The organism is Xanthomonas sp. LF02-5, assembly GCF_034105325.1.
Taxonomy (GTDB): Bacteria; Pseudomonadota; Gammaproteobacteria; order Xanthomonadales; family Xanthomonadaceae; genus Xanthomonas_A; species Xanthomonas_A sontii.
On sequence record NZ_JAXGGF010000004.1, the window covers coordinates 212253 to 234588 of the forward strand.

15 protein-coding genes are annotated in these 22336 nt (G+C 69.7%); 2 read left to right on the top strand and 13 right to left on the bottom strand.

Translation table 11 applies throughout. From position 1 onward, the window contains the following. Positions 1-85: 85 nt before the first annotated feature. The 4 genes from SLW52_RS12395 to SLW52_RS12410 form a co-directional block, all read right to left on the bottom strand. Positions 86-1852 carry an ABC transporter transmembrane domain-containing protein gene (locus SLW52_RS12395; RefSeq protein WP_295935290.1) on the bottom strand — a complete coding sequence of 589 codons (1767 nt, stop codon included), beginning with the start codon at positions 1850-1852 and terminating at the stop codon, positions 86-88. Further along, a complete protein-coding gene (locus SLW52_RS12400) occupies positions 1849-2442 on the bottom strand; it encodes a YigZ family protein (protein ID WP_017908536.1) in 594 nt (197 codons plus the stop codon). The genes SLW52_RS12395 and SLW52_RS12400 overlap by 4 nt, the downstream gene beginning before the upstream one ends. Before the next feature lie 61 nt (positions 2443-2503). Further along, positions 2504-3652, bottom strand: a complete 1149-nt coding sequence (locus SLW52_RS12405) for a hypothetical protein (protein ID WP_320740461.1) — start codon at positions 3650-3652, stop codon at positions 2504-2506. Next, positions 3649-4203 carry an RNA polymerase sigma factor gene (locus SLW52_RS12410; protein ID WP_017915811.1) on the bottom strand — a complete coding sequence of 185 codons (555 nt, stop codon included), beginning with the start codon at positions 4201-4203 and terminating at the stop codon, positions 3649-3651. Before SLW52_RS12410 ends, SLW52_RS12405 begins: the two co-directional genes overlap by 4 nt. A 219-nt stretch (positions 4204-4422) precedes the next feature. Between SLW52_RS12410 and SLW52_RS12415 the strand changes: the two genes are divergently transcribed. Further along, the gene (locus tag SLW52_RS12415; protein ID WP_320740460.1) at positions 4423-7308 is read left to right on the top strand and encodes an EAL domain-containing protein; all 2886 of its coding nucleotides are present in this window, start codon (positions 4423-4425) and stop codon (positions 7306-7308) included. 716 nt (positions 7309-8024) lie between these two features. On the opposite strand, the gene SLW52_RS12420 is transcribed toward SLW52_RS12415, so the two are convergent. The 9 genes from SLW52_RS12420 to SLW52_RS12460 all read right to left on the bottom strand — a co-directional run bounded on the left by SLW52_RS12420 (position 8025) and on the right by SLW52_RS12460 (position 20622). Continuing rightward, the gene (locus SLW52_RS12420; protein ID WP_152235794.1) at positions 8025-8618 is read right to left on the bottom strand and encodes a TIGR00730 family Rossman fold protein; all 594 of its coding nucleotides are present in this window, start codon (positions 8616-8618) and stop codon (positions 8025-8027) included. Between the two features lie 145 nt (positions 8619-8763). Continuing rightward, on the bottom strand, positions 8764-10200 hold the full coding sequence (gene lpdA, locus SLW52_RS12425; RefSeq protein WP_017915813.1) for a dihydrolipoyl dehydrogenase: 1437 nt from the start codon (positions 10198-10200) through the stop codon (positions 8764-8766). Between the two features lie 149 nt (positions 10201-10349). Next, positions 10350-11564 carry a dihydrolipoyllysine-residue succinyltransferase gene (sucB, locus tag SLW52_RS12430; RefSeq protein ID WP_267122415.1) on the bottom strand — a complete coding sequence of 405 codons (1215 nt, stop codon included), beginning with the start codon at positions 11562-11564 and terminating at the stop codon, positions 10350-10352. A gap of 47 nt (positions 11565-11611) precedes the next feature. After that, a complete protein-coding gene (locus tag SLW52_RS12435; protein WP_148829755.1) occupies positions 11612-14437 on the bottom strand; it encodes a 2-oxoglutarate dehydrogenase E1 component in 2826 nt (941 codons plus the stop codon). 185 nt (positions 14438-14622) lie between these two features. Further along, entirely contained in the window at positions 14623-15519 is an 897-nt protein-coding gene (locus SLW52_RS12440) for a GNAT family N-acetyltransferase (protein WP_320740457.1), read from the bottom strand. Between the two features lie 7 nt (positions 15520-15526). Then, on the bottom strand, positions 15527-16768 hold the full coding sequence (locus SLW52_RS12445) for a cupin domain-containing protein (RefSeq protein WP_320740456.1): 1242 nt from the start codon (positions 16766-16768) through the stop codon (positions 15527-15529). A gap of 287 nt (positions 16769-17055) precedes the next feature. Beyond that, a complete protein-coding gene (locus SLW52_RS12450; protein WP_295957333.1) occupies positions 17056-17658 on the bottom strand; it encodes a DUF3060 domain-containing protein in 603 nt (200 codons plus the stop codon). Positions 17659-17898: 240 nt separating this feature from the next. Continuing rightward, positions 17899-19266 carry an adenylosuccinate lyase gene (gene purB / locus SLW52_RS12455; RefSeq protein ID WP_320740453.1) on the bottom strand — a complete coding sequence of 456 codons (1368 nt, stop codon included), beginning with the start codon at positions 19264-19266 and terminating at the stop codon, positions 17899-17901. A 36-nt stretch (positions 19267-19302) separates the two neighbouring features. After that, positions 19303-20622 carry a hemolysin family protein gene (locus SLW52_RS12460; protein WP_320740451.1) on the bottom strand — a complete coding sequence of 440 codons (1320 nt, stop codon included), beginning with the start codon at positions 20620-20622 and terminating at the stop codon, positions 19303-19305. Positions 20623-21021: 399 nt separating this feature from the next. On the opposite strand from SLW52_RS12460, the gene SLW52_RS12465 reads away from it, so the two are divergent. After that, positions 21022-22026, top strand: coding sequence for a YiiG family protein (locus tag SLW52_RS12465; protein WP_295913887.1), 1005 nt, complete (start codon positions 21022-21024; stop codon positions 22024-22026). Positions 22027-22336: the final 310 nt, after the last annotated feature.

The window sequence follows — 22336 nt, forward strand, 5'->3', positions numbered from 1 at the left end:
GGGACGCCGGAGCTGCGGCCGCGGGCGCGCGGCCGCAGCGCAGACGCGGTCCGACCGTAGTCCCGCCGTCGTTAGCGCGGCGTGCTCAGTCGATGAACTGCAGGCGAGCGAGTTCGGCGTACAGCCCGTCCTGCGCCAGCAACTCGGCGTGGGTGCCCTGGGCGACGATGCGGCCATGGTCCATCACCACGATGCGGTCGGCCTTGAGCACGGTGGCCAGGCGGTGCGCGATCACCAGGGTGGTGCGCCCGGCCATCAGCCGCTCCAGCGCTTGCTGCACGGCGTGTTCGCTCTGCGCGTCCAGGGCGCTGGTGGCCTCGTCCAGCAACAGGATCGGCGCGTCCTTGAGCAGGGCGCGGGCGATGGCGATGCGCTGCTGCTGGCCGCCGGACAGGCGCGCGCCACGTTCGCCCAGTTCGCTGGCATAGCCCTCCGGCAGTTGCCGCAGGAACGCGTCGGCTTCGGCCGCGCGCGCGGCGGCCTCGACCTCGGCCTCGCTGGCCTCGAGCCGGCCGTAGCGGATGTTGTCGGCGGCGCTGGCGGCGAACAGGGTGGGGTGCTGCGGCACCAGGCCGATGGCCTCGCGCAGCTTCGATGGGTCCAGCGTGCGCAGGTCCAGGCCGTCCACCTGCACGCTGCCCGATTGCGGGTCGTGGAAGCGCATCAGCAGCGCCAGCACCGTGCTCTTGCCGGCGCCGGAGGGGCCGACCAGGGCCACGCTCTCGCCGGGCCGCACGTGCAGATCGAAGCCGTCCAGCGCCGGGTGATCGGGGCGCTGCGGGTAGCGGAAGCTGACGTTGTCGAAACGCACTTCGCCGCGCAGCGGCTGCGGCAGCGCGCGTGGCTGCGCCGGCGCGGCGATGTCGGGGCGTTCCTGGAACAGTTCGGCGATGCGGCCCATGCCGCCGGCCGCGCGCTGCAGGTCGTTCCAGACCTCGGCCAGCGAAGCCACCGAGCCGCCACCGAACATCGCATACAGCACGAACTGGCCGAGCGCACCGGCGCTCAATTCGCCGGCGGCGACCTCGTGTGCGCCCGACCACAGCACCAGCACGATGGCGCCGAAGATCAGCACGATGGCCGCGGCGGTGATCAATGCCTGTGCGCCGACCCGGCGCCGCGCCACCGCCACGGTCTGCGCCAGCGCCTCGCCGAAGCGGCCGCGTTCGTAGCCTTCGCGCGCGTAGGCCTGCACCGTGCGCACCGCGCCCAGGGTCTCGGCGGCCAGGGTGTTGGCGTCGGCGACGCGATCCTGGCTGGCGCGCGAGATCTTCTGCAGGCGCCGCGCGCCGAGCACGATCGGCAGCACCGCCAGCGGGATGCCGAGCAGGGTGTAGGCGGCCAGGTGCGGGCTGGTCACGCACAGCATCACCACGCTGCCGACCGCGGTGACCGTGCTGCGCAGCGCCACCGACATGGTGCTGCCGATGACCCCGCGCAGCAGTTCGCTGTCGGCCGACAGGCGCGAGACCAGTTCGCCGCTGCGGTTGCGGTCGTGGAAGCCGGCGTGCAGGCCGATCAGGTGCGTGTACAGGCGCTCGCGCAGGTCGGCGACGACTTTCTCGCCGAGCAGCGACACGAAGTAGAAGCGCGTGGCGGTCGCCACCGCCAGCACCAGCGCGACTGCGAACAGCAGGGCGAACGACTGATTGATGCGGCTGCTGTCGCTGAAGCCGTGGTCGATCATCTGCCGTACCGCGACGGGCAGGCTCAGCGTGGCGCTGGAGGAGATCGCCAGCGCCACCAGCCAGGCGATCAGCAGGCCGCGCCGGCGACGCACGAAGGGCCACAGGGTGCGCAGGCTGCCGAGTCTGCGCAGCGACTTGGCCTGGTCGGCCGACGGGGTGTTCATGCGGGGGCGGGTTCCGAACAGCGGACCCGATTGCGAGTGGCGTCGCGCAGGCGGGTTTTCAAGGCGTCGACGCGATCGCGGGGCAGGCGCAGGCGCAGTTCGGCGCCGCCGGCGTCGAAGCGTTCATCGAGTTTTTCCGCGGCGCAGGCGCTCAGCGCGGCATGCACCGCGCCCAGGTCGTCGAAGCCGCAGTGCAGGGTCAGCAGGCTCAAGGCCAGCAACGGTTGCCGCGGCGCCAGGCGCAGGCATTCGGCTGCGCTGCCGCCATAGGCGCGGACCAGGCCGCCGGCGCCGAGCTTGATGCCGCCGTACCAGCGCGTGACCACCACCACCACGCGGTCGAAGCCCTGGCCGTCGATCGCCGCCAGGATCGGCCGGCCGGCGGTGCCGGCGGGCTCGCCGTCGTCGCTGGAGCGGTATTCGTCGCCATGGCGGTAGGCCCAGCAATTGTGGGTGGCGTCGGCCACCATCACCTGCTGCACGAACGCCAGCGCTGCGCCGGCGTCGGCGATCGGCGCGGCGTGGGCAATGAAGCGGCTGTGCTTGATCTCCACGCTGTGGCTGACGGGGTGCGGGAGCGTATCGGGCATCGGCGGCATTGTAGACGAGGTGCGCTGCCGGCCTGCGGCGCAGGCGCCGGCAGCGCGCGGCTCAGTCCTGCAGCAGCGGGCGCAGGTCTGCAGGCACCGTGCGGTGCGGGTGGGTGCGCTGGAAGCGCAGCAGGCTGGCGCGGGCGACGTCCAGTTCGCCGCCGTCGCGGCGCTCGCGGATCCGTTGCAGCCAGCGCCGCGGGGGCAATTGTGCGTCGGCCTCCACGGCCACTTCCACTGCGGCCGCCAAGACGCCAGCGGAGGACCGTGGCTGCGCCGATGCGGCAGTGGGCGCGGCAGACGACGTCGAAGGTTGCAGCGACAGCGCCTCCGAGGACCCGGTCGCTGCCGCCTGCGCGCGCGGGGCGGCCGCCAGCTTGGCCTGGCGGGCGTCGTCGGTGGGCGCGCTGCGTGCCCAGGTGTCCTGCGTCGTTGCCGCGCGCGCCGGTGCGCGCAAGGCCATGGCGGCGGGGGCGGCTTGCTGTTCGGCGGCCGGTGCGGCAGCCTGCTCGCTGTTATCCGCTGCGATCGCCGGTGGCGGTGGTGCCGGGGCCGGCGGTGCAACTGGCGCCACCATCGCCGGTGACGCGGGAGGGGCCAGGCTCTTCGCGGACACCGGCTTGCGCGCCTGCGCCTCCGGTAGCGGCGCGGCAGGTGCTTCCGCTTCCCTGCGCGCCGAGGCCACAGGGACGGGCGCTGTGGCCTTGGGGGCCGCCGGCGCGGTGGCATCCGGCGCCGGTTCCGCGGAGGGCGGTGCCGGCGATGCGGCTGGCGCAGAAGCGGCGTCGGTGGCAGGCGTCGCTGCCGGAGCAGGCGCTGCCGACGGCATCGGCGCCGAGGGCACCGGCGGGCGTGCGCGCCAGGCGATGCCGGCCACCAGCACCAGCGAGGCCGCCAGGCCCAGCCAGGTCGGCCAGCGTGATCGCGACGCCGATGCGGCGGGGCGCGATGCCGGCGCGGGGTCTCGCTCGGCCGAGGTGGAGGGGGCCGGGGCGATGGACGCTGGCATCGCGCTGGTGGCCTGCGCCCGCGCGCGCTCCGCGGCGCTGCTGGGATACTCCGGGACCTCGGCGGCCCCCGGTGCGACCGCCGCACGCGCGGCAGCCAGGATCGCCGCATCCAGCGCTGCGGGCGGCAATGCCTGCCGGCCCAGGCGCAGGCGTTCGGCGAGCGCGCGCTCTTCCGGGGTCAGCGGTTCGTCGGCGCTCATCCGCCCAACCTCGCACGCAGTTTGTCCATCGCATAGCGCAGCCGCGACTTGACCGTCTCGCGGCCGACGCCGGTGATCTGCCCGATCTCGTCCAGGCTCAATTCCTGCTCCAGGCGCAGCAGCAGCACGTCGCGTTGCTCCTCGGGAAGCGCATCCAGCGCCAGTTGCAACTGGCGCCGTTGTTCGAAGGCGGACAACTGCCGCTCCGGGGTGTCGGGGTCCTGCACGCGCGCGGTGCGCAGGTCAGCGTCGGCCGGCGCCGGCGGGCGGTGCTTGGCCGCGCGCCAATGGTCGCCAAGCCGATTGTGGGCGATGCGCAGCAGCCAGGTGGTGAACGCGGCCTGCGGCTGCCAGTCCAGGCGTGCGGCGATCACCCGCTGCCACACGTCCTGGAACAGTTCTTCGGCCAGCGCTCGGTCGCGCAGCTGCCGCAGCAGGTATTGGTACAGGCGGCCGCGATGGCGCAGGTACAGAGTCTCGAACGCGCGTGCGTCGCCGGCGGCATAGGCCAGCATCAGGGCTTCGTCGCTCGCGTCGACCGGGGCGTCCACGGCGGCAAGCCTAAGCGTTCGCCGGTCCGCCGCATAGTCGGGAGGCGGGGGCCCGGGAGAGGGCGTCGATGGCGGACATTCGGACAACATGGGTAGACAAACGCGTATCGCGGCACTTCGGGGTCGATCGGGCGTCGATCGGTGCATGCAACGGGTATGCTGGTGGTGAAGGGCGAGCGTGGAGCGGTTCCGGGGGGCCCTGCAGGAGAATCGTTGTCGATGCTGTTCAATTCGTCCGCCACCGCCCGCGAAGACGCTTCCGGCGGCCATGCGCCCGCCCACGCGGCGCAGGCCTTGTGCGGGTTGCTGCCGCCCGGCAGCGCCGTGGTGGTCGGCTGCGGCGACGGCGTGGTCGGGCGCCTCCACGGCGCCAGCGCGGAGGCGCCGGAGTGGCTGCAGGCGCTGGTCGCGCAGACGCTGGCCGCCACCGAGTTGCCACCGTCGACGACACCGACGGTGCTGCACGTACATCGCACCGCCGAGGGGGCCTGCGTGGTCATCGGTGCGCAGGTGAGACAGCCGCTGGACGAAGCGTACCGCGCCGCCTGGTGCGAGGCCGCGGTCGCCTTCGGCCTCAACCTGCTCGACACCGAGCGCATGCGCGCGCGCATCGAGGGCCTGGAGAAATCCAAGCAGCTGCAGCAGGCGCTGTACGAGATCGCCGATCTGGCCGGCGCCGATCTGGAAATGAGCCAGATGCTGCAGCGCGTGCATGCGGTGCTGGAATCGCTGATGTACGCGGAGAACTGCTACATCGTCGAATACGACGAAGATCAGCAGAGCATGCGCTTTCTGTACTTCTCCGACCGCCACGACGACTTCGTCGCCGATCCGGAGCAGACCTACTTCCTGCGCGACATGCCGCACAGCCTCACCGTGGGACTGCTGCGCCACGGCCGCGCGGTGCGTGGGCCCTCGGAGCAGGTGCGCGAACGCCTGCAGGTGGGCTACAACGCCGAACACGGCCCGGAGAGCCGCGACTGGCTGGGCGTACCGATGCTGCGCGAGGGCCGGGTGTGCGGCGCGATCGTGGTGCAGAACTACGACTACGCGCTGCGCTACACCGACGCCGACCGCGCGCTGCTGGCCTACGTGGCGCAACACGTGCAGACCGCGATGGACCGGCGCCATGCGCAGGTGCAACTGGAGCGGCGGGTGCACCTGCGGACCCAGGAACTGCAGCGCGCCAACCGCGACCTGCAGGACGAGATCCAGGAGCGCAAGCGCGCCGAGACGCTGCAACTGGCGCTGTTCCGCATCGCCGAGCTGGCGATCCGCTCGGAGAGCCTGCAGCAGTTCTACACCGAGGTGCACGCCATCGTCGGCGGGCTGATCGACGCGCGCAACCTGTACATCGCGCTGCTGTCCGACGACGACACGATGCTGGAGTTCGTCTACTCGGTGGACGAGTTCACCCCCTACCGGCCGCAACGGCGCCGCGGCCGCGGACTGACCGAGTACGTGATGCGGGTGCGGCGTCCGCAACTGCTCGAACTTCCCGACATCGACGCCTTGCTGGCGCAGGGCGAGGTACAGGAATACGGCCAGCGCCCCTACAGCTGGCTGGGCGTGCCGCTGTTCGACGAAGGCGAGGTGATCGGCGCGATCGTGGTGCAGAGCTACATCGCCAAGGTGCGGTTCACCGAGCACGACCAGCGCCTGCTGACCTTCGTTGCGCACAACGTCGGCAGCGGCCTGGCGCGGCAGCGCGCGCAGGAACGGCTGCGGCTGGCGCACGCGGAGCTGGAGCAGCGCGTGGACGAGCGCACCCGCGAACTGGCCGAGGTCAACGAGCAATTGCTGGCGCAGATCGCCGAACGCTGGCGTGCCGAGCAGCGCCTGACCCACCAGGCGCTGCACGATGCGCTGACCGGATTGCCGAACCGATCGCATCTGCTGGACCGGCTCAGCGAGGCGATCTCCCGTGCCCGCGGCGGCGGCAGGACCTTCGCCGTGCTGTTCCTGGATCTGGACCGCTTCAAGCTGGTCAACGACAGCATCGGCCACGCCGCCGGCGACGAGATGCTGGTGCAGGTCGCCAAGCGCATCGTCTCCACGATCCGCGGCCAGGACGTGGTGGCGCGCCTGGGCGGCGACGAATTCGCGGTGCTGACGCCGTGCGAGCACGGCCTGGACGGCGCGCGCGAGCTGGCGCGGCGCCTGCTGCACGTGCTCGGCCAGCCGATGTGGGTGGCCGGCCGCGAATTGTTCCCGTCCGGCAGCCTGGGCATCGCCGCCTGGCATCCGCGCTACCACAACGGCGAGGAGATGCTGCGCGACGCCGACGCGGCCATGTACCGGGCCAAGGCGCAGACGCAGGACCGCTGCGTGGTGTTCGACGAGGCCATGCGCGAGGCGGCGCTGCGCAGCCTCGATCTGGAGGCGGACCTGCGTCGGGCGATCAACAACCGCGACTTCGAGCCGTTCTACCAGCCGATCGTGCGCCTGCGCGACGGCGAGGTGATCGGCCACGAAGCGCTGCTGCGCTGGCGCCACGAAAGCCGCGGGCTGCTGGTGCCGAGCCAGTTCATCGACCTGGGCGAGGAGAGCGGCCTGATCGAGCAGGTGGACTGGCTGCTGTACGCGCAGGTGATCCGGCGCCTGGCGCAGAGCGAGGGCGGCTACGTCTCGGTCAACGTCTCGCCGCGGCATTTCCGCTCGCCGGATTTCACCGAGCGGCTGTTCGGGCTGATCGACACCGCCGGCGCCGATCCGCGTCGCCTGCGCGTGGAGATCACCGAGGTGGCGCTGCTTGACGACGCACCGCGCACCCTGACCATCCTGCAGGCGCTCCGCGAGCGCGGCGTGCTGGCGCAACTGGACGACTTCGGTACCGGCTTCTCGGCGCTGTCCTACCTGCACCGCTTCCCGATCTCGGTGCTGAAGATCGACCAGAGCTTCGTCGCCGGCCTGCAGGACGAGGGCAGCACCGGCAGCCACGCGCTGGTGCGCGGCATTCTCGCCCTGGCCAGCACCCTGGGGATCGAGACGGTGGGCGAAGGCATCGAGACCGAACAGCAACTGGCGACCCTGCGCGAACTGGGTTGCGACTACGGGCAGGGCTATCTGCTCGGGCGCCCGGCCGCCGCGCCGCAGCTGCTTTGAGGCGATCGGGTGCGGAGCGCGGCGCCATGCGCCCGTTGCTCGCAGCGCGACGCGTTGCGGCGCGTTTGTTCGATTCGCGCCTCCGATGCTGGAGCGACTGAAGATGCCGCCATGGCAGGTTGCCGCGTAGGAGCGGCTTCAGCCGCGATGGGTTTTATCGAGCACGCCCGTCGCGGCTGAAGCCGCTCCTGCAGGACACGTCCTGTCGGTATGGGCGGCGGCCTAAACGGTTCGCCACGCGCCAAGCGCTTGCCGTGGATCGGATGCGCCTGGCGCAACGCGTTGCGCCGCTTTTTGTCGATCCGCGCCGCAGGAACAATCGTGCGCCGGAATTCATGGCGCGTCGCCACGCGTCATGACGTTGCCGCTTTTCGGCGTCTCAGCGCAACGCGTTGCGGCGCTTTTCATCAATCCGCGCCATGTAAGCAGTGATGCGCCGGATTTGTAACGCGTCGCCACGCGCGAGGCGCTAACTGCCGATCGGATGCTCTCAACGCAGTGCGTTTCGACGCTTCTCGTCGATCCGCGCCGCAGTGGCGGTGAGGCGCCGGAGTCGGTAGCGCGTCGCCACGCGCATTGATCCCGCCGCCCCTCAGACGCTCCTAGCGCAGCGCGTTGCGTCGTTTTTCATCAATCCGCGCCATGGAAGCAGTGAGGCGCCGGAATCTGTAACGCGTCGCCACGCGCCAGATGCTTACCGCCGATCAGAGATGCTCTCAGCGCAGCGCGTTACGGCGCTTCTCGTCAATCCACTTCGACGCCTGCGCCGGCGTGTAGTCCCGCATCCAGCCCAGCATCGTGTCGATGTCGCTGCCGTACCACAGGTCGGCGCGCTGGTCCGGGTGCAGGAAGCGCTCCTCGACCATGCGATCGATCATGCCGATCAGCGGCGCGTAGAACCCTTCCACGTCGAGGAAGGCACAGGGCTTGTTGCCGATGCCGAGCTGGCGCCAGGTCAGCATCTCGAAGATTTCTTCCATGGTGCCGAAGCCGCCGGGCAGGGCGACGAAGGCATCGGACAGGTCGAACATGCGCGACTTGCGCTCGTGCATCGAGCCGACGATCTCCAGCTCGGTGAGGCCGCGGTGCGCCACTTCCCAGTCCGCCAGTTGCTTGGGGATCACGCCGGTGACCTCGCCGCCGGCGGCGAGCACCGCATTGGCCACGGTGCCCATCAGGCCGACATTGCCGCCGCCATAGACCAGGCGCAGCCCCTGTTCGGCGATGCGTGTGCCCAGCGCGGTGGCACGTTCGACATAGGCGGGCTTGTTGCCGGCGTTGGAGCCGCAGTAGACGCAGATGCTTTTCATCGGGAATGGGGAGTCGGGAATGGGGAATAGGGAAAATCAAAAGCCGAAACGCATAACGCCGGACTCGGGCCCGGCGTTATGCAGTGGGAATGCAGTGCCGGGAATGCGCTTGCCATTCCCGATTCTCCATTCCCGTTTCCCGGCCTCAATTGGCCTTATGAATCGCCCGCTTGCTCACCGCCATGGCCGCGTCGTGGATCGCTTCGGACAGGGTGGGGTGGGCGTGGCAGATGCGCGCCAGGTCGTCGGCCGAGCCGTTGAACTCCATGGTCAGCACGCCTTCGTGGACCAGTTCGGAGACGCCGACGCCGACCAGGTGCATGCCCAGGACGCGGTCGGTCTCGGCGTGGGCGATGACCTTGACGAAGCCCGCGGGCTCGCCCATCGCCACCGCACGGCCGATCGCGGCGAACGGGAAGCTGCCGGCCTTGTACGGCACGCCTTCGGCCTTGAGCTGCTGCTCGGTCTTGCCGACCCAGGCGATTTCCGGCTCGGTGTAGATGACCCACGGAATGGTGTCGAAGTTGACGTGGCCGGGCAGGCCGGCGATCAGTTCGGCGACCGCGATGCCTTCCTCGAAACCCTTGTGCGCGAGCATCGGCCCGCGCACGCAGTCGCCGATCGCCCACACGCCGTCGACGCCCGTATGGCAGTGCGCATCGACCTCGATCTGGCCGCGCTCGTTGACCTTGACGCCGGTACCGTCGGCCAGCAGGCCCTTGGTGGCGGCGCGGCGGCCGACGGCCACCAGCAGCTTGTCCACGTTGAGGGTCTTCTCGCCTTCGCTGTCGCTATAGGTGACGACCACTTCCTGCTTCTTGCCCTTGCCGGTGACTTCGGTCTTGGAGACCTTGGCGCCGAGCTTGATGTCCAGGCCCTGCTTCTTGAATTCCTTCAAGGCGGTCTTGGCCACTTCGGCATCGGCCAGGGCCAGGAAGTCCGGCAGCGCTTCGAGGATGGTGACCTCGGCGCCCAGGCGCTTCCACACGCTGCCCAGTTCCAGGCCGATCACGCCGGCGCCGATCACCGCCAGGCGCTTGGGCACCTCGGTGAAGTCCAGCGCGCCGACGTTGTCGACGATGGTCTCGCCGTCGAACTTGGCGAACGGCAGTTCGATCGAATCCGAGCCGGCGGCCAGGATCACGTTGGTGCCCTTCAGCTCGACTTCGCTGCCGTCGTGCTGCTTGACCTTGACCACGTTGCCCGGCTGAAGCTCACCGAAGCCGTAGTACGGGGTGATCTTGTTCGCCTTGAACAGCATCGCGATGCCGCCGGTGAACTGCTTGACGATCTTGTCCTTGCGCCCGACCATCGCCGCGACGTCGATCTTGGCATCCTTGAAGCTGATGCCGTGCTCGCCGAACAGGTGGCCCATGTTCCAGAACTGGCGCGAGGAATCCAGCAGCGCCTTGGACGGGATGCAGCCCACGCGCAGGCAGGTGCCGCCGAGCGCCGGCTTGCCGTCCTTGCCCAGCGCCGCGTCGATGCATGCGGTCTTCAGGCCCAACTGGGCGGCGCGGATGGCCGCGTGATAGCCGGCGGGACCGGCACCGATGACGACGACGTCGTATTGTTCGCTCATTTCATTCGCTCACACGGGAATGGGGAATAGGGAATGGGGAATCGCAAAAGCGCAGGCGCCTGCCGCCTCCCATCCAGGTCCAGGCGGGAACAGGGCAGGGAAATGGGCGCTTGTCCCATTCCCCACTCTCCATTCCCGATTCCCGGCTCTTACAGACCGAACAGCATCCGGCCCGGGTTTTCCAGCTGGTTCTTGATGTCGACCAGGAACTGCACCGAGTCCTTGCCGTCGATGATGCGGTGGTCGTAGGACAGCGCCAGGTACATCATCGGCGCGATCACGACCTGGCCGTTCTCGGCGATCGGACGCTCCTTGATCGCGTGCATGCCCAGGATCGCGCTCTGCGGCGGGTTGATGATCGGGGTCGACAGCAGCGAGCCGAAGGTGCCGCCGTTGGTCACGGTGAAGGTGCCGCCCTGCAGTTCTTCCAGGCTCAGCTTGCCGTCGCGCGCCTTCTTGGCGTAGTCGGCGATGCCCTGCTCGATGTCGGCGAAGGACTGCCGCTCGACGTTGCGCAGCACCGGGGTGACCAGGCCCTTGTCGGTGGACACGGCGATGGAGATGTCGCTGTAGCCGTGGTAGATGATGTCGTCGCCGTCGATCGAGGCATTGACCAGCGGGAAGCGCTGCAGCGCGTTGGCCGCGGCCTTGACGAAGAAGCTCATGAAGCCGAGCTTGATGCCGTGGGCCTTCTGGAACTCGTCCTGCAGTTCCTTGCGCGCCGCCGAGACCTTGGCCAGGTTGACCTCGTTGAAGGTGGTCAGCATCGCGGTCGAGTTCTTCGACTGCATCAGGCGCTCGGCGATGCGCTTGCGCACGCGGGTCATCGGCACGCGCTCTTCCGGACGCGCACCGCTGGCCTTGCCGGCGCCGCCATTCTTGGCGTAGTTGAGGATGTCTTCCTTGGTCACCGCGCCGCGGCGGCCGGTGCCTTCGACCTGCGACGGATCCACGCCTTCGGTGATGGCGCTGAAGCGCGCGCCCGGCGGCAGGCTGGACACATCACCGGCGGCCTTCGGCGCGTCGGCCTTGGCGGCCTTCGGCGCTTCCGCGGCGGCGGCCTTGGGCGCTTCGGCCTTCGGCGCCTCGGCGACCTTGGCCTCGGTCGGCGCCGCAGCGGCGGTCGCGCCTTCCTCGATGATCGCCAGGATCTGCGAGCTGGTCACGGTGGCGCCGGTCTCGAACTTGATCTCCTTCAGCACGCCATCGACGGGCGAGGGCACTTCCAGCACGACCTTGTCGGTCTCCAGGTCCACCAGGTTCTCGTCGCGCTTGACCGCCTCTCCGGCCTTCTTGTGCCAGCTGGCGATGGTGGCATCGGATACGGATTCGGGCAGTACCGGAACTTTGACTTCGGTGGCCATTGCAGGGGGCGTCCTAGTGGTGTCTTTTTTGAAATGTGAAAGGGGGTTTATTCAGCGACTTGGTCGTTGAACGGATTCAACAGCGCATCGGCGACCAGCTTCAGCTGTTCTTCCACGTGCTCGGCGAAGTGGCCGGCCGCGGGAGACGGCGAGCGGGCGCGGCCGGCGTAGTGCAGGCTCTGTCCGTCGGCCAGGCAGGCCTGCAGGTGGTGCTTGATCTGGTACCAGGCGCCCTGGTTCTGCGGCTCTTCCTGGCACCAGACCAGGTCGGTGGCATTGCCGTAGCGCTTCAGCTCGGCCGACAGCAGCTCGCGCGGGAACGGATACAGCTGCTCCACGCGCAGGATGGCGACGTCGTCCTGGCCGCGCTTGGTCTGGTCCTCGAGCAGGTCGTAGTAGACCTTGCCCGAGCACGCGACCACGCGCTTGACCTTCTTCGGGTCGGCCTTGGCGTCCGGGATCAGGTGCTGGAACTCGCCGTCGGCCAGTTCCTCCAGCGTCGACACCGCCAGCTTGTGGCGCAGCAGCGACTTGGGCGTCATCACCACCAGCGGCTTGCGCGTGGACATGCGCATCTGCCGGCGGATCATGTGGAAGGCCTGCGCCGGGGTGGTGGGCACGCAGACCAGCATGTTCTCCAGCGCGCACAGCTGCAGGAAGCGCTCCAGGCGCGCGGAGCTGTGCTCCGGGCCCTGGCCTTCGTAGCCATGCGGCAGGAACAGCGACAGGCCCGAGATGCGGCCCCACTTGGCTTCGCCGGCGGCGATGAACTGGTCGATGACCACCTGCGCGCCGTTGGCGAAGTCGCCGAACTGCGCTTCCCAGATGCACAGCGCGTTGGGATCGGTGGTGGAGTAGCCGTACTCGAAGCCCATCACCGCCTCCTCGCTGAGCAGCGAGTCGATCACGGTGGCGTCTTCCGGGTTCTCCACCAGCTGCCGCAGCGGCAGGTAGTAGCTGTCGGTCTTCTGGTCGTGCAGGATCGCGTGGCGGTGGAAGAACGTGCCGCGGCCCGCGTCCTGGCCGACCAGGCGCAGCTTGTGGCCTTCGCCCAGCAGGGTGGCGTAGGCCAGGTTCTCGGCGAAGCCCCAGTCGCCCGGCAGTTCGCCGGCGGCCATCTTCACGCGGTCCTCGTAGATCTTGGCCACGCGCGGGTGCAGCTCGACGCCGCCCGGGATGGTGGTGATGATCTTGGCCAGCTGATCCAGGGTCTTGCGCTTGACCGTGGTGTCGACCTTGTCCGACAGCTTGCCCGACAGGTACTTGGACCAGTCGATGGCGAATTCGTCGGGCTTGCGGGTCGCCAGCTCGGTGGTGTATTCGCCCGAGTCGAGCTTGTTGCGGTAGCCGTCGACCAGCGCCTGTGCCTCGCCGGCCTGCAGCACGCCTTCGCTTTCCAGCTGGGCGGCGTACAGCTCGCGGGTGGTCTTGTGCTTGCGGATGGTCTGGTACATCACCGGCTGGGTCGCCGCCGGCTCGTCGGCCTCGTTGTGGCCCCAACGGCGGTAGCAGACCAGGTCGATGACCACGTCCTTGTTGAACTGCTGGCGGAAGTCGTAGGCCAGGTTGGCCACGAACGCCACCGCGTCCGGATCGTCGCCGTTCACATGGAACACCGGCGCGCCGATCATCTTGGCCACGTCGGTGCAGTACAGCGTGGAACGGGCGTCGTCGCGGGCGCTGGTGGTGAAGCCGATCTGGTTGTTGACCACGATGTGCACGGTGCCGCCGACCGCGAAGCCGCGCGCCTGCGACATCTGGAACAGCTCCATGACCACGCCCTGGCCGGCGAACGCGGCGTCGCCGTGGATGATCACCGGCAGCACCGACTTGCGCGCGGCGTCGCCGTAACGCTCCTGGCGCGACCGCACGCTGCCGACCACGACCGGGTCGACGATTTCCAGATGCGAGGGGTTGAACGCCAGCGCCAGGTGCACCGACTTGCCGTCGGCCACCGCCACGTCGGCGGAGAAGCCCATGTGGTACTTGACGTCGCCGGTGTGGGCGCGGTCGTCGTGGGCGTGCTCGAACTTGCCTTCGAACTCGTCGAACAGCTTGCGCGGGTTCTTGCCCAGGGTGTTGACCAGCACGTTGAGGCGACCGCGGTGGGCCATGCCGACCACGATGTCCTTGACCGTGTCGCTGCCGGCGCGCTGCACCAGCACGTCCATCATCGGGATCAGCGAGTCGCCGCCTTCCAGCGAGAAGCGCTTCTGGCCGACGTACTTGGTGTGCAGGTAGCGCTCCAGGCCCTCGGCGGCGGTGATCCGCTCCAGGGTGCGGCGGCGGCTGGCGGTGTCGCCGGCGATGTTGCCGCCCGCGTTCTCCAGGCGCTGGTAGATCCACTGGCGCTGTTCGAACTCGGAGATGTGCATGAACTCGCTGCCGATCGACCCGGTGTAGGTCGCCTTCAGCCGCGCCAGCAGGTCGCGCAGTTTCATCCGCGGCTGGCCGCCGAGGCCGCCGGTGCTGAACTCGCTGCCCAGATCGCTTTCCGACAGGCTGTGGAACGGCAGGCCCAGGTCCGGCGGGTTCACCGGCGGGGTCAGGCCCAGCGGATCCAGGCGCGCGCCGAGGTGGCCGCGCGAACGGTAGGCGGTGATCAGGCGGCCGACATGGCGCTCGCGCTCGTCGCCGCTCGGGCCGGTGCCGCTGTTGGCGGCCTGGCGCGCGGCGCTGGCGATGTGGGCGATGACCGCCGAGTGGGGGACGTCACCGGCATCGCGGCCCTGGAAGCCGTCGAAGTAGGTTTTCCACTTGGGATCGATGCTGTCGGGAGAGACCAGATACTGTTCGTACAGGTCTTCGATATAGGCGGCATTGCCGCCGGCGAGTTGCGATGACTGCGCAAACTGCTTGAGTAGATTGTCCACGATGGTGGGGTGCGGTCGCTTTGTTTGGGGTGGCTTGCGGCAGGAACCGGCGGACGCGAGGGCCGCGCGGGCGTAATCAAGCGCAAAAATTATACCCCCATGAACCAGCCGGGGTGTGCATTCGGCGTGGTCAAGGCCGATCCCGGTTCATCCGTGGCAGTTGCGGCGGCGCGGCCGCGGCTTCCTCACCAGCCCAGTGCGCGCAGTTCGCTGCAGGGCCGGGCGCGCTCCCAGACCCGGTCGAAGGTGGCGCGCAACTGGCGTGCGCGGCCACCACCGAGCAGGTCGGTCTCGCCGTCGTAACGGTGACCGAGTCCACGGAAGTAGTAGCCGCCGCTGTCGTCGACCAGATAGGCGGTGGCGTCGCTGCGGTCCACCGGATCGCTGACTTCGCGGAACTGGAACACGCTGGGCAAGCGCTGTGCCAGGGCCAGCAAGGGGGCGCCGACGCGCTGCGGCGCGGCCGCGTCGTGCAGCAGCACGCGCACCTGCTTGGCATGCGCGGCGACCGCGAAGCGCCGCAGTTGCTCCACCACGCGGGGATCGTCGAGCAGGCCCGGATCCAGGGCGCGGCTGTGGATCAGCACCTGGCGGCGGGCCTGCGCCAGCACCGCGATGCTGGCGGCGATCGCCATCGCCGCGTCCTCCACCGCCACCGCGCCGTCGAAGCGGCGGCGCAGCGGCACGGCCTCCGCGGAGGCGGCCACGCCGCCCGGCGGCGGCAGGAAGCCGTGGCGGGCGCAGAACGCCAGTGCCGCGGCCGGCACCTGCAGTTCCAACTGCGGCCAGTGCCGGCGCTGCGCTGTCTCGATCAGGCCGCGCAGCAGCGCGCCGCCGACGCCGCGCCCGCGCCAGTCCGGCAGCACCGCCAGCGCGGCGATCCGCCGGTCCGCGCCGAGCCGGGCCGCGCCCACTGCCTGGCCGTCGTCGCTGCGCGCGACCAGATGGTCGCCCAGCGCGTCCAGCGCGGCGGCGGCGTCGGTCAGGTCCACGGCGGTGCCGGCCGCGGCACGCAGCGCGCGCAGTTCGGCGCCGTCGCGGACGGGGTCGAGCGCAGCGATGCGGAAACCGGGGCCGGGCATGGTCGGATCAGGCCGCGTCGGCGTCCTCGTCGGTGGCGTCCTCGGCCTCCAGCGGCTGGTAGAAGCCGCCTTCGATCAGCTCCAGCAGGGTCTGCCTGCCGGCCGCCGACAGCGCGGCGTAGTCGGTGCCGTCGATGTGCTCGGCCGCGGCCAGGCGCTTGGCGTCCTTGACCGGCAGCGCGAACTCCTGGCCGCTGCAGAACAGCATGGCGCCGCGGCTGGCACGCCGCCACGCCGGCCGCGCCCACGGGTGCCGCTGCAGGACCAGGCCCTGTTCCAGCGCGGCGGCGATCTCTTCCGCCGGCGGCAGGCCGGCCGGCGGCAGGATGTCGCCGGCGGCACGGTAGGTGGTGATGAAGCGGCCGAACCAGGCGCCCAGCTTGTCCGGGTCGTTCATGCGCAGGGCGTTCAGCGCCTCGACCACGCGGCCCATCGCCGCCGCGTCGATCTCGTACGGATCGGCCGGCGCCTGCAGGTCTTCGTCGTGGTAGCGCAATGCCTCGTCGGCGCCTTCGATCAGGGTGTCCAGATAGTCGGCGATCAGCTCGGCCGAGGACGGTGCGCGCATGCCCACCGAGAAGGTCAGGCAGGCGTCCTCGGCGACGCCGTGGTGCGGCACCAGCGGCGGCAGGTAAAGCATGTCGCCCGGCCCCAGCACCCAGTCGTGGGTCGGGTCGAACTGGCGCAGCAGTTTCAGCTCCACGTCGTCGCGGAAGTCGGTCGGCGGCGCCGGGCGGCCCAGTGCGACGCTGGCGTCGATCTGCCAGCGGCGATGGCCGTGGGCCTGCAGCAGGAACACGTCGTAGTGGTCCACGTGCGCGCCGACCGAGCCGCCGCGCGCGGCGAAGCTGACCATCACGTCGTCCACCCGCCAGCGCGGCAGGAAGCGGAACTGCTCGAGCAGGGCGCGGATGTCCGGGTCCCACTTGTCCACGTCCTGCACCAGCAGGGTCCAGTCGTGGTCGCGCATGCCCGGGAATTCGTGCTCCTGGAACGGGCCGCTGCGCACGCGCCAGCGGTCGTTGGCGCGGTCGTGCTCGATCAGCCGCGACAGCGCCGCTTCCTCGCAGGCCAGGCCGGCCAGGTCGCCCGGCTCGATCGGCGAAACGAAGCCGGGGAAGGCGTTGCGGATCAGCAGCGGGCGCTTGTGCCAGTAGTCGCGCAGGAAGGTCGCCGCGGGCATGCCCAGCGGTTGCCCGGGGCGGGCGTGGAGTTCGAAGGCGGGAGCGGCGGTCTTGCGGGCAGCCATGTGCGGTGGGTCCTTGCGACGCGGAAGGTAAAGGGCAGGCGCGCAGCGGCGCCGGCCGACCCCGCCATTGTCCGCCGGTTTGGCGCGTGGGGCCATCGCGCTGGTCTTCGTGTGCGCCGCCGTGCGCGGATGGGCGGCCGTGCGGAGGCCCTGGCGGTGTGTCGCGACCGCGCATCGTGGGTGACCCCGTGCGCGCAGGCCAGGGGCGGCGCCAGGCGCATCCGGACTGGGCGATGACGGCGACGCCCCGGGTAGGTCAGGGCAGTGGGGGCGCAGCGCCGCTCGCGCTATTGGACGAGGATGCGGTTGTCGCGGCCGCTGTCGTCGACCTGGGCGCTGCCGCTGCGCTGGACGATGGCATTGCCGTTGCCCTGCAGGGCGATGGTGTCGATCTCGCTGGCCTGCAACTGGTTCTGGTCGCCGGACACGTCCAGTGTCGCGATGCGCGCCATCTGCAGCCGGCCATGGCGGCCGAACAAGGCGACCTGCCCGGCATCGCCGCGCATCGCGATCTGGGCGTTGTCGCCGAGCACGCGCAGGGTGTCGGCCCGCTCGATCTGCAGGTTGCCGTTGCGGCCGAAAAGACTGACGGTGGCGCAATGCCCGTGCAGCACCAGGGTGGCGTCGCGGCCGACGATGTTCAGGTCGCGACCGTCGCAATCGATGTCGCCGCTGGCCGAGGCGGCCATGCGGATCGGCGTCTCGGCGTCGCGCTCGTCGCCATCGGCGATGTCGCCGGCCGACGGCGCCGCCGCGATCGGCGGCGCGGCCTGCATGACCACGGTGCGCGGGGCGGCAGTGTGTGCGCCATCGCCGGCGGGCGGGCGTGGCGCCTGCGCGCAGCCGGCCAGGACCAGCAGCGGCAACACAAACAACGGGGTGGGTCTCATCGCGGGGCTCTGCTGTGAGCCATCAGCATGCCCCCGGCCGATTAACCCAGCATGGACGGGACTAGGGCGTGCCATCGATCCCCGAGCATGCCGCGCCGTGGCCCTTCGGGTTGGGCCTGGCAGGCGCGCTGCCGGCGCCGCGCGGCTTGACCTGGCAGGCCAGTCAGGCGCTGCGCCACGCAACGCCGGCAGCGCGCCTGCCAGGCCCAACGCGGCATACTCGGGAATGGGTGACGCGCCCTAGACGCCGCGCGCCAGCCGCTCGGCGAGGCCGACGTAACCGCCCGGGGTCAGGTCGCGCAGGCGCTGCTTGGCGTCCTCGGGCAGGTCCAGGGTCTCGACGAAGGTGCGCATCGAGTCGGCGGTGATGCCCTGGCCGCGGGTCAGCGCCTTGAGCTGCTCGTAGGGGTTGGGCAGGCCGTGGCGGCGCATCACCGTCTGCACGGCTTCGGCCAGCACTTCCCAGGCCGCGTCCAGGTCGGCGTCCAGGCGTTCGGGGTTCACGGTCAGCTTGCCCAGGCCCTTGGCCAGCGAGTCCAGCGCCACCTGGGTGTGGCCGAAGGCGGTGCCGAGCGCGCGCAGCACGGTGGAGTCGGTGAGGTCGCGCTGCCAGCGGCTGATCGGCAGCTTGGCCGAGAAGTGCTCGAACAGGGCGTTGGCGATGCCGAAGTTGCCTTCGGCGTTCTCGAAGTCGATCGGGTTGACCTTGTGCGGCATGGTCGAGGAGCCGACTTCGCCTTCCTTGAGCTTCTGCTTGAAGTAGCCCAGCGAGATGTAGCCCCAGATGTCGCGCGCCAGGTCGATCAGCACGGTGTTGGCGCGGCGGGTGGCGTCGCCCAGTTCGGCGACGTTGTCGTGCGGCTCGATCTGGGTGGTGTAGGGGTTGAACACCAGGCCCAGGCTTTCCACGAAACGCTGCGCGAAGCCCGGCCAGTCGACGTCGGGGTAGCTGGCGACGTGGGCGTTGTAGTTGCCGACCGCGCCGTTGATCTTGCCGGTCAGCTCGACCGCGGCGATCTGCCGGCGCTGGCGCTCGAGGCGGGCGACCACGTTGGCGATCTCCTTGCCCAGGGTGGTCGGCGAGGCGGTCTGGCCGTGGGTGCGCGACAGCATCGGCTGCGCGGCCTGCGCATGGGCCAGGGCGCGCAGCGTCGCGATCACCGCGTCCAGGGTCGGCAGCAGCACCTCGCGCCGGGCCTGCTCCAGCATCAGCCCGTAGCTGAGGTTGTTGATGTCCTCGCTGGTGCAGGCGAAATGCACGAACTCCAGGGCCGGGCCGAGTTCGGCGTCGTCCTTGAGTTGCTCCTTGATGAAGTACTCCACCGCCTTGACGTCGTGGTTGGTGGTGCGCTCGATCTGCTTGACCCGCGCCGCGTGCTCCACGCCGAAGCCCTCGGCCAGCGCGCGCAGGCGCTGCGCCGCCGCCGGCGAGAACGCGGCCAGCTCGCCGATGCCCGGCTCGGCGCCCAGCGCCAGCAGCCATTCGATCTCCACCTTCACCCGCGCCCTGATCAGGCCGTATTCGGAGAAGATCGGCCGCAGGGCGTCGACCTTGCCGGCATAGCGGCCATCGAGCGGGGACAGGGCGAGCAGGGCGGAATCGGACATGGCGGGGCGTGGGGTGGTGTCGGCGGGGGCGCCATTCTACGTCGGCGCGGCCTCGGCCGGCGCCAGGCGTACCGTCACCGCCTGGATGCGGTGACCGGCCATGCGCTTGACCGTGAACAGGTGGCCGTCGATCTCCAACTGCTCGCCTTCCTCGGGCAGGCGCTGCAACTGGTGCACGATCAGCCCGCCGACCGAGTTGAGGTGCTCCGGCGCGCGCAGGTCGCGGCCGAGCAGGCGTTCGAGGCGGAAGATCGAGGTCGAGCCGGCCACCAGCACGCTGCCGTCGGCGCCGCGGGTCGGCGCGTCCTTGACCACGTGCGGGTGCTCGTCCTCGATGTCGCCGACCACCACTTCCAGCAGGTCTTCCAGGGTGAAGTAGCCGAGGATGCGGCCGTGCTCGTCCACGCACAGCGCCATGTGCGTGGTGCCGGTGCGGAAGCGCTCCAGCACCAGCGGCACCGGCGTTTCCAGTGCGATCAGGTTCGCCGGGCGCAGCAGCGGACGCAGGTCGTCGCTGCTGCGCCCGCGGGCGATCTCCACCAGCAGGTCCTTCATGTGCAGGATGCCCAGCACCTGCTCGCCGTCGCGGTCGAACCACGGATAGCGGCTGTAGCGGCTGTCGGCGAACTCGGCCATCACCGCGTCCAGCGCCATGCCTTCGCGGAACACGCGCAGATGGTCGCGCGCGCGCATCAGATCGCCGGCCACCAGTTCCGGCAGCTCCAAGGCATGGCTCATCAGGGTCAGTTCGTGATCCGGCGCGCCGCCGGCGGGCTGCTGGCGGCCGACGATCAGCTTCAGTTCCTCGCGCGAATAGCGGTGCGAGGTGTGCTCGACATCGCCCCAGCCCGCGGCCTTCAGCAGCCCGTTGGCGCTGGTGTTGAGCAGCCAGATCGCCGGATACATCGCCCAGTAGAACAGGTACAGCGGTGCGGCGGTCCACAGCGACATGCGCTCCGGGCGGCGGATCGCCATCGACTTGGGGGCCAGTTCGCCCAGCACGATGTGCAGGAACGAGATGACGCTGAAGGCGATGATGAAGGCGCTCAGGCGCGCCGCCTCTTCGCTCAGCCCCAGCAGGTCGAACAGCGGCTGCAGCAGATGCGCGAAGGCCGGCTCGCCGACCCAGCCCAGGCCCAGCGAGGACAGGGTGATGCCGAGTTGGCAGGCCGACAGGTAGGCGTCGAGGTGGCCGTGCACGTTGAGCAGCAGGCGGCCGCGCCAGCCGTGGTGCTCGGCCAGGCCCACGGCCTGCGTGTGGCGCAACTTGACCAAGGCGAACTCGGCGGCGACGAAGAAGCCGTTGAGCAGCACCAGCAGCATCGCCAGCGCCAGCAGCAGGAGGTTGCCGATCATGTGCGTTCCCCGGCGCGCGCGGCTGGCGCGTCATGGCGCCGGGCGGGAGGGGGGGGGACGGCGGGGTGCGTGGTCCGGCGCAGCGTGCGCCGGCATCTACAGTCTGAATCGTCGCCCATGGCGGCGTGAGAGTTCCATCGGTGATACGTCGCCGCAGTCTAGCCGATGCACTGCGTCGCCGCCGCAGACGCGCGCCATCTCGCGCAGTCCGTCACAGGCAAAGCGTCGCCAACGAATACCGTGGAAGGACGCGCAACCGCTGTTGCGAATCCCCAATCCCGACTCCCCGGCCTTTCAGCAGCCGAATGGCTGATCATCCCAGCCCTCCAACCATCACGCCGCGACGATCTTTTCGTTTGCTAGACTTTCTGTAACCGTTTTCAACCTCGATATTTCCCCATGAAATCTTCCTTGCGTCTGGCGGCGCTGGCCGCCGCTGTGTCCGTTTTTCTCACCGCCTGCGGTGGCAAGCCTGCGGCGACACCGGCCGGTTCCGATGCCAGTGCCGATGCCAACCATGCATCCGCCGATGCCGGCGCCAGCGACGCGGACCAGGCGCTGACCGGCAAACTCAACGCCTACATCGAATGCTTCAACAAGGTCGATGGGCGCATCCACGAAGGCGCGCAGCAGTACGTGCGCTGGATGGCCGACCCCAAGGCCGGCCCCACCGGCAAGGAAACCAGCGTGTACGGGCCCGCCCCGATCGACGAGTACGCGATGAAGCTGTGCGATGCGCCGATGACCCAGGCGATCGCGGCCAAGCCGTCGCTGCCGGCGCTGGATGCCGCGGCGAAGCGCTATCTGGCCGCCTTGAAGACGCTGCAGCCGCTGGCCAACCAGGCGCGCGACTACTACGACCGCGAGGACTACCAGGACGACCAGTTCGCCAAGGGCAAGCAACTGCATGCGCCGCTGATGGCCGCGCTGTCCGAATTCCACGAGGCCAGCGAGGCCTTCAGCCACGAACTGGAGGCGCAGAACGACGCCGCACAGCGCGAACAGCTGAAGGCGATGGAAAAGGCCGAGGGCCGCACCCGCGACTTCTATCGGTTGTCGATGATGCTCGAGGCCAAGGACATCGTCGGCCTGATGCAGGACGACGACTTCGACACCGCCAAGGCCACGGCATTGGTGGCCGGCTTCAACAGCCTGTCCGACGAGGCGCACGCCAAGGTCGCCAACCAGGAGCCGGGCAAGTCCGACTGGAGCGATTTCGAGACCGCGGCGGAGAACTTCCGCAAGGAATCCAAGGCGCGCATCAAGCGGGTGGCGGAGAAGATTCCGTACAGCGCATTCGAGCAGCGCTCGATGGACAATCCGATCGTCGCGCCGGAGGGTTCGCCGGCACGCTTGCTCAAGAGCTACAACGACCTGGTGTTCCAGAGCAATCGCCAGCAGTAAGCGTCCTGGCCGGCGGCGCAATGCCGCCGGTCTGCCGCGGCTGTCGCCACGGCAGCACGCGTGCTGCCGCGTCTTGTCGGCGCTACGGCCGGTCATTGCGTACCGTCGACGGTCACCGCGTTGGCTGCCTGCATCCGCCGATCACCGCGCGCGCCTGGCACGCCTCCAGACATTCCTAACATCCGCCGGCGCACACTGCTGACGCCGGGCGCTGCGCCGCGGATAATGCGTGCGCCAGCCGCAATCCCGCCAGCCTGCCTCCCCGGACGTCCGACGAGGGCGCCGATGGATTCCCTTTTGCAGATGCGGA

Bases quoted from the DNA above. Each gene is read 5' to 3' on its own strand.
- SLW52_RS12450 (WP_295957333.1), bottom strand. From the start codon at position 17,658: ATGAGACCCACCCCGTTGTTTGTGTTGCCGCTGCTGGTCCTGGCCGGC.
- sucB (WP_267122415.1), bottom strand. From the start codon at position 11,564: ATGGCCACCGAAGTCAAAGTTCCGGTACTGCCCGAATCCGTATCCGAT.
- SLW52_RS12440 (WP_320740457.1), bottom strand. From the start codon at position 15,519: ATGCCCGGCCCCGGTTTCCGCATCGCTGCGCTCGACCCCGTCCGCGAC.
- SLW52_RS12445 (WP_320740456.1), bottom strand. From the start codon at position 16,768: ATGGCTGCCCGCAAGACCGCCGCTCCCGCCTTCGAACTCCACGCCCGC.
- SLW52_RS12465 (WP_295913887.1), top strand. From the start codon at position 21,022: ATGAAATCTTCCTTGCGTCTGGCGGCGCTGGCCGCCGCTGTGTCCGTT.
- SLW52_RS12400 (WP_017908536.1), bottom strand. From the start codon at position 2,442: ATGCCCGATACGCTCCCGCACCCCGTCAGCCACAGCGTGGAGATCAAG.
- SLW52_RS12395 (WP_295935290.1), bottom strand. From the start codon at position 1,852: ATGAACACCCCGTCGGCCGACCAGGCCAAGTCGCTGCGCAGACTCGGC.
- SLW52_RS12415 (WP_320740460.1), top strand. From the start codon at position 4,423: ATGCTGTTCAATTCGTCCGCCACCGCCCGCGAAGACGCTTCCGGCGGC.
- SLW52_RS12460 (WP_320740451.1), bottom strand. From the start codon at position 20,622: ATGATCGGCAACCTCCTGCTGCTGGCGCTGGCGATGCTGCTGGTGCTG.
- lpdA (WP_017915813.1), bottom strand. From the start codon at position 10,200: ATGAGCGAACAATACGACGTCGTCGTCATCGGTGCCGGTCCCGCCGGC.
- SLW52_RS12420 (WP_152235794.1), bottom strand. From the start codon at position 8,618: ATGAAAAGCATCTGCGTCTACTGCGGCTCCAACGCCGGCAACAAGCCC.
- SLW52_RS12405 (WP_320740461.1), bottom strand. From the start codon at position 3,652: ATGAGCGCCGACGAACCGCTGACCCCGGAAGAGCGCGCGCTCGCCGAA.
- purB (WP_320740453.1), bottom strand. From the start codon at position 19,266: ATGTCCGATTCCGCCCTGCTCGCCCTGTCCCCGCTCGATGGCCGCTAT.